Raw genomic sequence first — 13,910 nt, 5'->3', positions numbered from 1 at the left:
TAGTGTTATTAAATTCAGTTCTTAAAGAGTTTGCAAATATCGGAATAATAAATATAACGAGCAACACCTTTTTAAATAATGTTTTAATTATCCAGCATGTTTCTGAAGGCTCAATTTACTTGCTCCTTAAATTCACGGTAAACAGTTGTATTCATAAAATTTAAGCTCTCCTTAAACCAATGTATTTTATCAATAAATGTGTCAGGCTAAGCGTTGCTAGTTAGGAATGTTTGAGTTTATTCGAGGAAAATTAACCTTTGACTGATTTTTTTTCTAAGATTGCTGTTCAAACTTATTTTTCTTAAATGCCGAACGCAACGCACGCAATGAACCCCGGAGAAAAAAAGAAATTATGGGGTGTTATAACCGCTTCCTCAGTAGGCACATTAATCGAGTGGTACGACTTTTACATTTTCGGTAGTCTGGCAGCAATACTTTCCGTTCAGTTCTTTCCGCAGGATAATCCGACAGCGGCCTTTCTCTCAACGCTGGCAACCTTCGCAGCAGGCTTTATCGTAAGGCCATTTGGTGCTTTGGTTTTCGGCCGCCTTGGCGATATCCTGGGTAGAAAGTACACTTTCCTGTTAACCCTGATTCTGATGGGCGGCTCTACATTCGCTATCGGCTTAATTCCCGGTTATGCCTCTATAGGGTACTGGGCACCCGCCTTAGTTCTTATTCTGCGGCTTGTACAGGGCCTGGCTTTAGGGGGCGAATACGGAGGTGCCGCGACTTATGTGGCTGAACATGCTCCGGCAAAAAGGCGTGGGTTCTATACATCCTTTATTCAAACGACGGCGACATTGGGGCTGTTTCTTTCAATAGGAGTAATTCTTTTTACACGGAATGTAGTTGGCGAAACCAGCTTTGTCGCCGAGTGGGGTGGGTGGCGCATACCGTTTCTATTATCAATTTTGCTAGTTGGTGTTTCAATTTTCATTCGCCTGAAGATGAAGGAATCGCCGTTGTTTTCTAAGATAAAAGCAGAAGGAACAATATCTAAAAATCCGTTGAAAGAATCATTCGGAAAAAAAGAGAACCTGAAAATGGTGCTGCTTGCTTTGTTCGGCGCCACTGCCGGTCAGGGCGTGGTGTGGTATACCGGCCAGTTTTATGCGCTCTCTTTCATTCAGAAAACCATGAACATCGAGTTTGTGCAGTCGAACTATATCATTGGCATAGCCTTACTAATAGCAACTCCCTTCTTTGTGATCTTTGGACACTGGTCTGATAAGATCGGCCGAAAAGGTATTATGATGACGGGTATGCTTCTGGCGATAATGTTTTATCGGCCTATTTATAGCCAGATGCTTAAATTAACTGATTTTGCAGGTAAAGCAGAGATTTCAGCTACTTCATCGACAATCAGAAAGGCTACTTTGGTTCCAGGCACAACAGATTCACTCGCTTCTTTCATGGTAGTAAAGACGTATTCCGATGGTACTGTTTATAACGAAACCTCTAAACAGCTCGTCGTCAATAACACTGAATCGCCTGCAACCGACGTGAAAAAAGAGGTTAACCTGTCCACACAATCCTTTTGGATCCTTGTGATGCTGGTTTCAGTCCAGGTAATTTTCGTTGCCATGGTGTATGGCCCGATTGCTGCGTTCCTGGTTGAGCTATTTCCAACCCGAATCCGATATACTTCTATGTCGTTGCCTTATCATATCGGAAACGGTGTTTTTGGAGGTTTAACGCCATTTATCGCGATCAGCTTAACTTCCCTGCCAGGGGCATCACCTTTAGACGGCTTATGGTACCCAATAGGTATAGCCAGCATATGTTTGTTAACCGGGCTTTTATTCATCAACAAAACAAGTTATAAAACCATCGAGGATTAGCATGGATACAATTAGAAAAGTCTTTGGATTTGTATGGATGGCAGGCGCAGTAATGTTAGCGGTACTTCTTCCATATTTTGCCATTACACGTCTCAGCTCGGGGCAGGCTACCGAGGAAGATTATGTGTTCTGGATAGTAATAGTCACTATCTTTATTCCTATCATAATTGGCTTTATCCTTTTTGGATATTACGCCTTCAAAGGTGAATACAATGACCAAGATGACAATAAGCCAAAACTCATAGACCCATCCCTTTAAATTAACTCTATACTGACTATATGATTACAGTGTCTTCACTCGCTTTTGATCTTAGGATGATACTGTTATCACATAGTTAACACCCTATAAGCATATGGTAAACTACGATAAACATTGAACACACTTATCATGCACAACACCATGCCTTTGTTCGGCAGGCAGTGCCAGTAAAAGCTCATAAATTGGCTAACCGGAAATCTTAGTTATTGTTAATACAAATTGAACATAAAATAAATACAAATGAAACTGGACATCAACTCCTTCGAAGATTATAAGCGTGTTTACGATTTTAGTGTGGCAGAACCGGAGAATTTTTGGGCAACGGTAGCCGATGACTTTTTCTGGCGGAAGAAATGGGACCGCGTTTTAGAATGGAACTTTAAAGAACCTGATGTCAAATGGTTCTTGGGAGGCAAGCTAAATATTACTGAAAACTGCCTGGATCGCCACCTCGAGAATAATGCTGACACCGATGCCATTATCTGGGAATCAAACGATCCGGAGGAGCATTACCGCAAATTAACCTATAAAGAACTTCATTTTAAGGTTTGCCAGTTCAGTAATGTGCTGGTAAATAACGGGGTGCAGAAAGGCGACCGGATCTGTCTATATATGCCGATGGTACCCGAGCTGGCTATAGCGGTTCTGGCCTGCGCCAGGGTGGGAGCTATTCATTCGGTGGTATTCGGAGGCTTTTCTGCGCAGTCTATCGCTGATCGTATTAACGATGCCCAATGTTCAATTGTGATCACTGCTGATGGGGGCTTCCGTGGTAACAAAGACATCCCGTTGAAAGACGCGATTGACGATGCGCTGGTACAATGTCATTCAGTTAAAAAAGTAATTGTTTTAACCCGCAGCCGCACACCGGTATCCATGATCAAAGGTCGCGATGTGTGGTGGGAGGATGAGATTAAGAAAGTTGAGACTCAAGGAAATCCTGATTTTCCAGCAGTCGAGATGGATTCCGAAGACCCACTGTTTATCTTATACACCTCCGGTTCTACCGGCAAGCCAAAGGGCGTTGTTCATACCTGCGGTGGATATATGGTTTATACAGGTTATACTTTTAAGACGGTATTTCAATACCAGCCCGGCGAAATTCATTTCTGCACTGCAGATATTGGGTGGATAACCGGCCACTCCTATATTGTCTACGGGCCTTTATCACAAGGCGCCACTTCATTGATGTTTGAAGGCGTCCCTACCTGGCCTGATGCAGGTCGTTTCTGGGATATCGTGGATAAGTATAAGGTAGATATACTGTACACAGCGCCAACCGCTATCCGTTCGTTAATGAGTTTCGGAGATGAGCCGCTAAAGAACAAAGATCTCAGCTCGCTTAAGAAGCTCGGGTCGGTAGGAGAACCGATAAACGAAGAGGCATGGCACTGGTATGATGAAAATATAGGGAAGGGTAAATGTCCTATTGTAGATACCTGGTGGCAAACCGAAAATAGTGGTATCATGATCTCAGCGATAGCGGGGATCACGCCAACCAAACCCGGTTATGCGACACTACCTTTACCCGGCGTGCAACCTGTTTTAGTGGATGAGAACGGTGTGGAAATCGAAGGGAACGGCGTTAATGGGAACCTGTGCATTAAATTTCCATGGCCGGGCATTATCCGTACAACCTATGGCGACCATGAACGTTGTCGGACTGCCTACTTTGCCACTTACGAGAACAAGTATTTCACGGGCGACGGTTGCCTGCGTGATGAAGATGGCTATTACCGTATCACCGGTCGTGTAGATGATGTGATCAACGTGTCAGGTCACCGCATAGGCACTGCTGAAGTAGAGAATGCCATTAACATGCATGCTGACGTTATTGAAAGTGCGGTAGTGGCTTATCCCCATGAGATTAAAGGACAGGGGATTTACGCCTATGTTATTTTGGGTAAATCAGAGCACGATGTGGAATTAACCCGAAAGGATATTTTGCAAACTGTGAGCAGAATAATTGGCGCTATAGCCCGACCGGACAAGATTCAGTTTGTTTCAGGGTTGCCTAAAACCCGTTCTGGTAAAATTATGCGACGAATACTAAGGAAGATAGCTGAGGGGGAGACATCAAACTTTGGTGATATTTCTACCTTGCTCGATCCAATGGTTGTCGAGGAGATTAAAGTGGGTGCAGGTAAGATAAATTAATTACCTGGCTTAATCGAAAAAGGCCCAGAATACGCGGGCTATTTAACGTTAGGGTCATCGGTAATTTGCGATCTCATGGCGATTTCTTAAAACATTTGTAGGGGTAAGGTGGTTACTATCTTAGTTAACAAAAACCCTACAGCTATGGATAGATTAGAATTAAAAGGCAAATGGAACGAACTCAAAGGTAAAGTAAAACAAGAGTATGCCGATCTTACAGATGATGATCTAAAATATGAAGAAGGCAAGGATGATGAGTTATACGGACGTTTGCAACAAAAGACCGGTAAAACACGCGAAGGCGTTATCGACTGGTTAAGAAGTTTATAGAGTACACACATTATTTAAAAGAAAGCCCTGATTCATCGGGGCTTTTTTTGTTGGCTGATCGCCATTATATTGAAAGACCTGGTAAATCGTGAGTCAGAATACATTTTGAATTTTCTATCTTCATCATTCATTCACTCATCTTTCTATCAGTCCACCGATTTGGTGGACTAACACGAACCAGTAACGAACCAATCCAAAGTAATGTCTCTGTGTCAGTTGTCGTAAATTTGCCGCAAACGAAGAACAGAAATCTGATGAGAATTATCTAATCACAGTAGGCCAGGGCTCATTATTAAATCATTTCTTTATTAAGGAGAGAATTGCCAAAGGTCATTGAGCTCCATACTGGTTTCTTCCGCTGTTCCGAATCCCACATATACAAAATTAGAGATAGCAAAACTTGTGGCTGCATATCGTCTCGTCCCTGGTAAGGATGATTTCTTTTTCCATTCGTCGTGGGTAGGATTATAGCTCCAAAAGTCATTAAGAGCTTTTTGTTCTTCTACCAGCCATCCCATTCCTAAGTAACCCAAGCCGGAAGCGCTCGTTCCTGCTGCATAATGTCTTCGGCCTCCGGGAAAGTCCGCTTTTCTTTGCCACGAGTTACTTGTTTGATCATATTGCCAAAAATCACTGAGATCCCTACCCGAATCAGTTATTCCGGTCCCAACATATCCTTTGTTATTAATACTGAAAGCGGTAGCCCATACACGTTCTGCTCCCGGGAAATCAGCAATGACTTTCCATGTGTCTGTATTAGGATCATACTCCCAAAAATCGGTTCTGGAAACTCCAAGTCCTCTACCAATTCCTATATAGCCTTTTTCGGCAATAGTAAACCCGACTCCTGCAAAACGTGGTGTCCCTCCAAAATCAGCTTTTCTTGTCCAACAGTTTGTTTTTGGATCATATTGCCAAAAGTCTTTCAACTCAGTGCCACTACCTTCATTGTTATAGCCGGTTCCTATGTATCCCTTTTCTCCAATACTAAAGCCTACCGCTCCAGTTCGTGCAAGGGGAAGATCAGCTTTCTTCGTCCACTTATCAATTTCTGGATTATATTCCCAAAAGTCCCTTAGAGCATCTTCATTACCTGCTCCAGCACCAACATAGGCCTTGTTTCCAATCGTAAATGCGACGGAATGAGACCTTAGGTCAGGAAGATGGCTTTTACTTGACCATGAGCCTTCATGTATATCTGATACAGTAGGTTTAAAGATATCTGCAGGTTGTCCAGTTTCAGATTCTTTACATGCCTGTGCGACAATGAAAATCATTGTGCATAAAAATAGTAGTGATCTCATAGTATATGTTTTAACTATAAAATAAAGATATTAGAGGAGGCGGCAGAACAGTTTGATCCCTGTAGGTAGCGTTAACAAGTAGGTCGGTAAGCAAATGCTTAATAAATCTAAGTAGAATATCTTTAATTGCTGCGCTCTTTTTGGAGCAATTTGGATGAATATGCTTAACAATTTCCTTGCATGTATTTAAAAATACAACAACTTTGACGGGATGGATTCTCTTGTCGGACCCGACAACGTTCCATCCTTCCATCTTTTTTGTAATTTCGCCTTGTGAAAAAAACAAGACCAAGAATTCTAGTTGTAAATGACGATGGCATTGATGCTCCCGGCATCAGAGCATTGATAGAAGTAATGAAGGAGCTCGGTGAAGTTACTGTGGTGGCACCTGATAGTCCGCAGTCAGGTATGGGCCATGCTATTACTATTGCCAAACCACTCCGCCTTGACAAGGTTAACTTGTACGAAGGTGTGGAAATGTATAAAACGTCAGGCACTCCGGTTGACTGTGTTAAACTTGCCGTAAACAAGGTGTTTAAGGGCCAAAAGCCTGATCTCTGTGTATCAGGGATCAATCATGGCCTGAATAATTCAATCAATGTAATATACTCCGGTACCATGTCTGCTGCCGTAGAAGGGGCGATTGAAAGTATTCCTTCCATCGGTTTTTCCTTGGATGATTTTACCTACGATGCTGATTTCAGCCATTGTAAAAAATTCATAAAGGTGATAGCCTCGCAGGTTCTTCTGCATGGGTTACAATTGGGAACATTACTAAATGTAAACTTCCCAAAAGGGGCAGACATCAAGGGCATCAGGATCTGCCGGCAAGCTAATGCCAAATGGGCCGAAGAATTTGACGAACGTTTGGATCCGCATAAGCGAAATTATTATTGGTTAACCGGTGTTTTCCAGAACTATGATCAGGGTGAAGATTCGGATGTATGGGCACTCGAACACGGCTACGTTTCCCTGGTGCCGGTTCAGTTTGATATGACAGCTCATCATGCGATACCGGTACTAAATACCTGGGATCTGAATGTTTAAGGAAGATAAATTTTTAGCTGGCGCTATTGTGGGGCTAATATTTCCGGCGCTGGCTTACCTGGCGGTAGAAATATTCAAACTGGATGTTCAGGTACTAGGTAAAAAGCACCTTTTGTATATAGTCAGCGTGGTTATTAACCTGATTGCGGTTCGCATGTATTTTAGAAATGATCGAATGGAAACTGCCTCAGGTGTTGTATTTTCAACTTTCATCTCTGCCCTTCTCTTCGTAATTTTAAAGTGAATTTAGCTAATGCATTCAGCTGTAGTTTAATAAACCAAATCTTAGTACATTCAGCCTGAAATATGAAATACTATCTAATAGCTGGCGAAGCGTCCGGAGATTTACACGGTGCGAATTTAATGAAGTCGCTTAAATCAGAAGATGCTTCTGCGGAGTTCCGGTATTTTGGAGGCGACCTGATGCAATCAGAGGGAGGAACATTAGTTAAACATTATTCGGATATGGCCTTTATGGGATTTGTGGAAGTCTTGGCCAACCTGAGTACGATCTATAAAAACTTGAAGGCGGCTAAGAATGATATCCTCAATTACCAGCCTGATGTGCTTATACTAATCGATTTCCCTGGTTTCAACCTCAAGATAGCTGATTTCGCAAAGAAACATAACATCAAGGTGTTCTATTACATCTCGCCAAAAGTGTGGGCGTGGAATCAGAAGCGAGTATTAAATATCAAAAAAGTGGTTGATCGAATGTTCTGCATTCTGCCGTTTGAAGTTGATTTCTACAAAGCATGGGGCATGGACGTCGACTACGTGGGCAACCCTTTGCTGGACGCTATCGAGGGAAATGTAGAAGATGAGAGCTTTGCATTACGTCATAATCTACGGGTGAATCCGGTAATAGCATTGCTTCCCGGTAGTCGCAAACAGGAATTGAATAAGCTTTTGCCCGAGATGATGGCTGTAGTCGACCGCTTTCCGCATTACCAGTTTATCATTGCAGGAGCACCGGGACTAACACTGGAGGACTATCAGCCATTTATCCGCGAGCGGTCTGTTAAAGTGATTTTTAACGAAACTTATAACCTGTTACTAAACTCCATGGGAGCTGTAGTTACATCTGGTACGGCAACCCTGGAAACCGCTCTGCTGAAAGTACCACAAGTGGTGGTTTATAAAGGCAATGCCCTTTCAATTGCAATCGCACGCCTGGTAGTGAAGATTCATTACATTTCACTTGTAAACCTGATCATGGATGAGGAAGTGGTGAAAGAACTTATTCAGAGCGACTGTAATCCCGATAAAATAGAACAAGAATTAAATAATATTCTGCACGATCCACTGTATCGCACCCGAATGTTGATAAATTATGATGAGCTGGCAATTAAGATGGGCCAGCCAGGTGCCTCCTCACGAACCGCCAAGCTGATGATGAGTTACTTGGCGGAGTAAAACTAATAACAGCTGAATGATCTTGCTCAATTCTGATCATTCACAATTCCACCAGTAACCTTTTTCCAAAAATTTGCTGTAGTCCTTATGATAACTTTTTCATGGTTAGTTATCTGCGCGTTGAGCTGTTCGATTGCTTGTCGTTCATCCGGCAGTTGATTTGAAAACAGATCTCGCGCAAGGATGCTGTCATGCCATTCACCGACTGTTTCCTGCACACGATCTAAATAGGGAATATTAAGCTGAACTGTTGCTCCTAAGGATTTTTTGAATAGCTTCTGATTATAAAGCAGATTTTTCAGCTTTTTGCGGCAGTCGTGCATATCATCGTTAAATTCCCGCTTTGCCAGAGTAAGAACCACCGCGTCAAGTTCAGACTTGTAAAAGCCAGTGATCTCCCGCACATCAATGCTTTTCAACTCTGTTTCCAGCTTTGTGCTCACATTATTAATTTGCTTTAAGTATTCAGGCCCTGCTTCGCAGAATTTAGTAGTTTGATCTGCCATAATTTCGGCTTGTTCTTTATGGAAAGTTGAATCCTTAATCCCAAACCTGTCTGCAACTTGTCGATGAATGGCAGCATCTCTGATAGTGCCAGCGTGACGAAAAATCCCTTTTATAGGTTTAAAGATTTTGATCAGACTTCTATTTTCCTTATTGCTGGAAAAAAGTATCAGCAGAGATCTTAACTTTTTAATTTGTACACGAAGCTGGTGTAATTGATCTTGATCTCTCGTCGTTAAAAAAGAATCTAAGTGTTGACCGATTGCCTGAATGTGTTTGCGCAGAAGACGCTTTAATTTTCTTTTTTTCACTACAGACCCCGGCTTTGTGAGATTGTTCAACTGAAACTACTATCTAAAGGAATATACAAGCTACGGCGAACAGTTGTTTTATACACAATGCACAGGTCTGGCACCAGAGCAATTTAGGTTGTCGAAAACACTCTTGCAAAGCAGCCGATAAACCTAAGACCCGCGGATCAATTACCCGGTTTCCTGTAATGTCCTTGGTATTCTGTGAAATAAATTGATAATTTTTCACGGTTTCTGCGCAGATTCTGTTCAATATTCCTACATACCCCGAGGGGACTATTTAAACAGTTATTTTTATATCATCAAGGATTTCGAAGAGCACCTTCAAACAAGGTGATCAATAACGTATAGTAAAGCTTTTGCCAAACTTGACTCGTTATGATAGGGAACGCATTAATCCTGTTACGAGAAGAACTCACCGCCTATTTAAGTGCTCAGGGAGATCCTGCCTCCGTGATTATCGAAAACATTGGGCTCTTCGAAACAGAATCAGGGGCTGATTTGAAGGATAATCTAATTATCACCCTTGTTAATATAGAAGAAGAAAGCAGCCTAAAGAATGGTCAAACGTTTAGTAAATGGCCCGATGGGAAAGCGAGATACGAAAACAGGCCCATATATCTAAATCTATACGTTCTTTTCACAGCCAACTATCCTGGGGGAAACCCTCCGAATAATGGTTACGTGCTAGCGCTAAAACGCCTTTCATTAGTCATCGAATTTTTCCAGGGTAAAAATACCTTTACCCCAGCTTCCTCGTCAATCCCCTTACCACCTGAACTCAATGATTTGGGGAACCCAGACATCGCTTCGCTTAAGCTTAACCTTGAAATGTACACACTTACTTTCGAGCAGATCAATCATCTCTGGGGATCTCTGGGAGGACGACAAATTCCCTTCGTGATGTATAAAGTGCGTTTGGTAAGCATTACAGAGAGAAGCATACGGAGAGAAGTGCCATTGATTGAAGAAGTAGAAACAAATATTTCAGACAGAGTTTCATCGTTATGACTATCTACAAGATATTATGTGAAGTGAAATGGTTGCATGAGTACTATCTCACACGTGATAAAGGGGAAACTATTTTCGAAAAGCCAGCACAGTCGGACCGCCTTGATTTTCTATTCGACAGATTTGTAAAAGATCTGCCCTCTATTCACGAAGACCTGATGTTTCAGGAACATCCGCTGAATAAAACATTCAACAATTACAATATTAAATTATTACCAGCTTATGCCGGTTTTAAGCTGGCTGTAAAATGTAGTAAAAGAAAGCTGGCAAACGGGACCGTGGTGTATTCTCCCATTATACCTCTTCCGGATCAACTCTGTATACGCGTGATGATTCGGGAGAAAAATGATATTCACAGGTTCTCCGGAGAGATAGGTCCAAAACCGTTCAACGCATTCTGGTATTTCAGCAATAATAACATTCCCAACGCGAAAACATTTCCGTTTCTTTCTTCACCGGTGTCCACTTTCGTTGCTGCTCAGCAATATGTGCAAAGTGAAATAGCATTGCATGCCGCGGTTGTTAAAGTATTCTTAAACAATGGAGCTCCAAATCCATGGCTGGCTATTCCAGGAAAACAATATGTCAATACCAATGATTCCCACCTGTTACCCTTATCGTTCAATTACAAGTTCAACGCATTTGAAAACATAACAGCTGCCAGTTTCACTCTGAAAGATTCTACGAGTGCCATTGTCAAGAAAATAGATCTGGCAACTCCAACGCCCATGCAAACTGTATCTGTCAGTTTCCGCACAAACGAAGAAATTGTGAAAGCAGTAAAGCATGAGGCAGTAAAAGCTGATCACCTATATAGCCTTGAGGTAACAGGGAGCGGGGGGTATACCAAAAGCTTTACCAACCTTCTTTTTGCTCATGATGAAATTCAAGCCGGTCTTTTCTCTGGAGTAATTGATCTTGTTGTAAAGCCCGCGTCGGCAAATTTTAATTTGTTGGATGCCAGCGGTAATCTTTTTACCAGAATACTTTCTAACGGGACAAAACAACCTGCTCCGGTTTTTGAACTTTGGATGAAAAGTAAATCAGCGTTCTGGCAATATGTAAATAATCGCCAGAGGAAATTCAAACTCACTCCTATCACTCAGGATCTGCTAGCGAATAACAGCGGAGTACTGGTTTCTAAGAATCCGATACACATGAGCTACACACCGATTAATCTGAAGAAACCCAATAATAGTTTTCAGTTTCTTCCAAATCCAGCTCCCACACTAGAGGTGAACAGAGTTGGAAATAAGCTTTTGCTTAATATGCAGGTCCCAGAATCAACTTTATTTCCACTATTATAAATCATCATCCATGTATTAACCACTAATCTTAAAGAAATGTTAGAATTCAAAACGCCGGGGGTTTACATTAAAGAAATACCCAAACTTCCGCCATCGATCGCTTCGGTGGAAACCGCAATTCCCGCATTTATTGGCTATACCGAGAAAGCAGTGAAGAAAATTCCGGGGGATTTGATTCGGGTCCCTACCAGAATCACTTCTATGCTGGAGTATGAAACGTATTTTGGAAAGGCCCAGCCCGAAACAGGCATTGTGGTTGATTTCGTCAATGCAGGTACACCAGATGTTTCTTTGACCGCCAGGGTTAATGCGCCAACGGCTTCGGTGCATTTACTGTATTATTCACTGCAATTGTTCTTTGCAAATGGAGGAGGGCCTTGCTACATCGTTGCGGTAAAAACCTATACCGGTGCGGCTGGAACGATCAGTGCTGCTGATTTGAGAAATGGGATTGATGATGCAGGAACCATTAACGAAGTAACGCTGCTCGTTGCTCCTGAAAGCGTGAACATCAAAGGAGCTGGCGCACTTGCTAATTATTATGGTGTATTTGGACACGCGCTGAATCAATGTGTTGAACTACAAGACCGGTTTGTGGTGATGGACGTATATCCGCCAAATTCTATCGCTGACCTTCGCTCAACGCTGCCAGCCGAGATAGTAAAGTTGAAATATGGAGCGGCCTATTATCCGCGGCTCTTTACAATGCTAACTTATAACTACACTGACGAAACTAAGGTTAAGATCAACGGCGTAGCTGGTTCAGCAACTCTTGATATCCTCAAGGGCACTAATAATGCTTATTACAACATGGCCACGGCTGCGATCAATAATCTGGAGATGCTATTGCCTGCTGCTCCTGCTGTAGTAGGTCAGTATGCCACAACGGATAATCTCCGGGGTGTATGGAAGGCACCTGCAAATGTGAACATCAGTCTTGCCATCCGACCCGAGTTGATTGTTACGGGTAAGCAACAGGCAGGTATGAATGTGGACGAAGTATCAGGTAAATCTGTCAACGTGATTCGTTCTTTTCCCGGTCGCGGCCCTGCTATTATTTGGGGGGCTAGAACGCTGGCCGGTAATGATAACGAATGGCGCTACGTTCCCGTTCGCCGCTTTTTCAATATGGCGGAAGAATCTTCAAAAAATGCTGCTGAACAGTTCGTGTTTGAACCCAATGATCAGAACACCTGGACAAGAGTCAAATCCATGCTTGAAAATTATTTCACTACACAATGGAAGAATGGTGCTTTGATGGGTGCTTCTACCGAAGAAGCATTTTATGTCCTTGTGGGACTTGGTGAGACCATGTCGGAGCTTGACGTGTGGGAAGGCAGAATGATTGTAGAAATCGGCCTGGCGGTTGTAAGACCGGCGGAATTTATTATCCTCACCTTCATGCATAAAATGCTTAGCGAAGCTTAATTCATTCATTAATAAAAACTAATCAAATGGCAGACGATCCGAAAAAAGCGTACCCATTACCAAAGTTTCATTTCCAATTAGATTGGGGCGGAACGAGAATGGGATTTACAGAAGTTAGTGGATTGGACTTCGAGACCAAGGTAATAGAATATAGGGAAGGAAGCAGTCCGCTCTTTAATAAAAGCAAACAGCCGGGACTCACAGAGTACAAGAATATTACCCTCAAGCGCGGCACTTTCGACGGGGACTTTGAGTTTTTTCAACAATGGCGAAAGACCATGATGTTCCAGGAAGGAAAAGAAAAATTCAGACGAGATGTAACGATCAGGCTATTAAACGAAGAGCACAAACCCGTTATATCCTGGTCGGTTGCAAAGGCCTGGCCCACTAAGATCACATCGACTGATCTGAAAGCAGATGCCAGCGAAATTGCTATCGAAAGCATGGAACTCGCACATGAAGGTTTGACGATTGTAGAAGCAAAATAACAACCGATGGACAACGCCTATTATTCTGTTGGCTTCCATTTCGCGGTGCATTTTTCTGCAGGGGATCGTGGTTCGATCGATATAAAATTTCAGTCTGTAGCCGGACTGGACTCAACCATTGACATCGAAACCATTAAGGAAGGCGGTGAGAATCGCTTCGAGCACGTTATTCCAACAAGAAGAAAATTTGGTCCCCTCGTTTTGAAAAGGGGATTAGTGGGACCTGCGAGTTCTCCGGTTGCAAACTGGCTTAAAAAAACATTTGAAGGTGAGCCTTTTGATCTGGTCACCGGTAAGGAATCTTTTCAGGTGATTGATACCGTAATAATTGATTTGCTGGGAGAAGACCACTTGCCCTTGAAGAGTTGGACAGTTACCAATGTTTGGCCGAGGAGCTGGAAGATAGCCGAGCTCAACGCTGAACGAAGTGAGGTCTTGATTGAAACGCTTGAACTAAACTATAATCGCCTGATATTCTCAGAACTAAGAGCTTTCAACATTTAA

General features: G+C 42.6%; 14 protein-coding genes. 12 read left to right on the top strand and 2 right to left on the bottom strand.

From position 1 onward, the window contains the following. Positions 1–305: 305 nt before the first annotated feature. The 4 genes from AC1MCB_RS11640 (at position 306) to AC1MCB_RS11625 (ending at position 4,590) form a co-directional block, all read left to right on the top strand. Positions 306–1,844, top strand: coding sequence for an MFS transporter (locus AC1MCB_RS11640; protein ID WP_479964893.1), 1,539 nt, complete (start codon positions 306–308; stop codon positions 1,842–1,844). Between the two features lies 1 nt (position 1,845). After that, positions 1,846–2,103: a DUF6814 family protein gene (locus tag AC1MCB_RS11635; protein WP_479964892.1), complete on the top strand. Its 258-nt coding sequence runs from the start codon at positions 1,846–1,848 to the stop codon at positions 2,101–2,103. A 240-nt stretch (positions 2,104–2,343) separates the two neighbouring features. Then, positions 2,344–4,260, top strand: a complete 1,917-nt coding sequence (gene acs, locus AC1MCB_RS11630; protein ID WP_479964891.1) for an acetate--CoA ligase — start codon at positions 2,344–2,346, stop codon at positions 4,258–4,260. 144 nt (positions 4,261–4,404) lie between these two features. Next, positions 4,405–4,590 carry a CsbD family protein gene (locus AC1MCB_RS11625; protein ID WP_479964890.1) on the top strand — a complete coding sequence of 62 codons (186 nt, stop codon included), beginning with the start codon at positions 4,405–4,407 and terminating at the stop codon, positions 4,588–4,590. A 308-nt stretch (positions 4,591–4,898) separates the two neighbouring features. Here the strand turns inward: AC1MCB_RS11625 and AC1MCB_RS11620 are convergent, their stop codons facing one another. Continuing rightward, the gene (locus AC1MCB_RS11620; RefSeq protein WP_479964889.1) at positions 4,899–5,894 is read right to left on the bottom strand and encodes a Kelch repeat-containing protein; all 996 of its coding nucleotides are present in this window, start codon (positions 5,892–5,894) and stop codon (positions 4,899–4,901) included. 273 nt (positions 5,895–6,167) lie between these two features. Between AC1MCB_RS11620 and surE the strand changes: the two genes are divergently transcribed. From surE to lpxB, 3 genes are all read left to right on the top strand, one after another. Beyond that, a complete protein-coding gene (gene surE, locus AC1MCB_RS11615; protein WP_479964888.1) occupies positions 6,168–6,941 on the top strand; it encodes a 5'/3'-nucleotidase SurE in 774 nt (257 codons plus the stop codon). After that, positions 6,934–7,185 (top strand): stationary phase survival protein SurE, encoded by a 252-nt coding sequence (locus AC1MCB_RS11610; protein ID WP_479964887.1) that lies wholly within the window; start codon positions 6,934–6,936, stop codon positions 7,183–7,185. The genes surE and AC1MCB_RS11610 overlap by 8 nt, the downstream gene beginning before the upstream one ends. 62 nt (positions 7,186–7,247) lie before the next feature. Continuing rightward, positions 7,248–8,357 carry a lipid-A-disaccharide synthase gene (gene lpxB / locus AC1MCB_RS11605; protein ID WP_479964886.1) on the top strand — a complete coding sequence of 370 codons (1,110 nt, stop codon included), beginning with the start codon at positions 7,248–7,250 and terminating at the stop codon, positions 8,355–8,357. Between the two features lie 26 nt (positions 8,358–8,383). Here lpxB and AC1MCB_RS11600 read toward each other — a convergent pair whose 3' ends face one another. After that, the gene (locus AC1MCB_RS11600) at positions 8,384–9,172 is read right to left on the bottom strand and encodes a CHAD domain-containing protein (RefSeq protein WP_479964885.1); all 789 of its coding nucleotides are present in this window, start codon (positions 9,170–9,172) and stop codon (positions 8,384–8,386) included. Between the two features lie 378 nt (positions 9,173–9,550). Here AC1MCB_RS11600 and AC1MCB_RS11595 point away from each other — a divergent pair, with 378 nt between their 5' ends. From AC1MCB_RS11595 to AC1MCB_RS11575, 5 genes are read left to right on the top strand one after another with little or no spacing between them, the layout of a single operon-like run. Then, positions 9,551–10,183 (top strand): Pvc16 family protein, encoded by a 633-nt coding sequence (locus tag AC1MCB_RS11595; RefSeq protein ID WP_479964884.1) that lies wholly within the window; start codon positions 9,551–9,553, stop codon positions 10,181–10,183. Further along, positions 10,180–11,490: a hypothetical protein gene (locus tag AC1MCB_RS11590; RefSeq protein ID WP_479964883.1), complete on the top strand. Its 1,311-nt coding sequence runs from the start codon at positions 10,180–10,182 to the stop codon at positions 11,488–11,490. The genes AC1MCB_RS11595 and AC1MCB_RS11590 overlap by 4 nt, the downstream gene beginning before the upstream one ends. Positions 11,491–11,526: 36 nt before the next feature. Then, the gene (locus tag AC1MCB_RS11585) at positions 11,527–12,918 is read left to right on the top strand and encodes a phage tail sheath family protein (RefSeq protein ID WP_479964882.1); all 1,392 of its coding nucleotides are present in this window, start codon (positions 11,527–11,529) and stop codon (positions 12,916–12,918) included. Positions 12,919–12,944: 26 nt separating this feature from the next. After that, positions 12,945–13,406 carry a phage tail protein gene (locus AC1MCB_RS11580; protein ID WP_479964881.1) on the top strand — a complete coding sequence of 154 codons (462 nt, stop codon included), beginning with the start codon at positions 12,945–12,947 and terminating at the stop codon, positions 13,404–13,406. Positions 13,407–13,412: 6 nt separating this feature from the next. Then, positions 13,413–13,910: a phage tail protein gene (locus AC1MCB_RS11575; protein ID WP_479964880.1), complete on the top strand. Its 498-nt coding sequence runs from the start codon at positions 13,413–13,415 to the stop codon at positions 13,908–13,910.

The organism is Daejeonella sp. AP26, from assembly GCF_056680515.1.
Note: the sequence above shows the minus strand (reverse complement) of the source record. Positions and strands in the feature narration are given on the sequence as shown.

Coding starts and splice junctions, on each gene's coding strand:
- AC1MCB_RS11640 (WP_479964893.1), top strand. CDS start 306: ATGCCGAACGCAACGCACGCAATGAACCCCGGAGAAAAAAAGAAATTA.
- AC1MCB_RS11635 (WP_479964892.1), top strand. CDS start 1,846: ATGGATACAATTAGAAAAGTCTTTGGATTTGTATGGATGGCAGGCGCA.
- acs (WP_479964891.1), top strand. CDS start 2,344: ATGAAACTGGACATCAACTCCTTCGAAGATTATAAGCGTGTTTACGAT.
- AC1MCB_RS11625 (WP_479964890.1), top strand. CDS start 4,405: ATGGATAGATTAGAATTAAAAGGCAAATGGAACGAACTCAAAGGTAAA.
- AC1MCB_RS11620 (WP_479964889.1), bottom strand. CDS start 5,894: ATGAGATCACTACTATTTTTATGCACAATGATTTTCATTGTCGCACAG.
- AC1MCB_RS11610 (WP_479964887.1), top strand. CDS start 6,934: ATGTTTAAGGAAGATAAATTTTTAGCTGGCGCTATTGTGGGGCTAATA.
- lpxB (WP_479964886.1), top strand. CDS start 7,248: ATGAAATACTATCTAATAGCTGGCGAAGCGTCCGGAGATTTACACGGT.
- AC1MCB_RS11595 (WP_479964884.1), top strand. CDS start 9,551: ATGATAGGGAACGCATTAATCCTGTTACGAGAAGAACTCACCGCCTAT.
- AC1MCB_RS11590 (WP_479964883.1), top strand. CDS start 10,180: ATGACTATCTACAAGATATTATGTGAAGTGAAATGGTTGCATGAGTAC.
- AC1MCB_RS11585 (WP_479964882.1), top strand. CDS start 11,527: ATGTTAGAATTCAAAACGCCGGGGGTTTACATTAAAGAAATACCCAAA.
- AC1MCB_RS11580 (WP_479964881.1), top strand. CDS start 12,945: ATGGCAGACGATCCGAAAAAAGCGTACCCATTACCAAAGTTTCATTTC.
- AC1MCB_RS11575 (WP_479964880.1), top strand. CDS start 13,413: ATGGACAACGCCTATTATTCTGTTGGCTTCCATTTCGCGGTGCATTTT.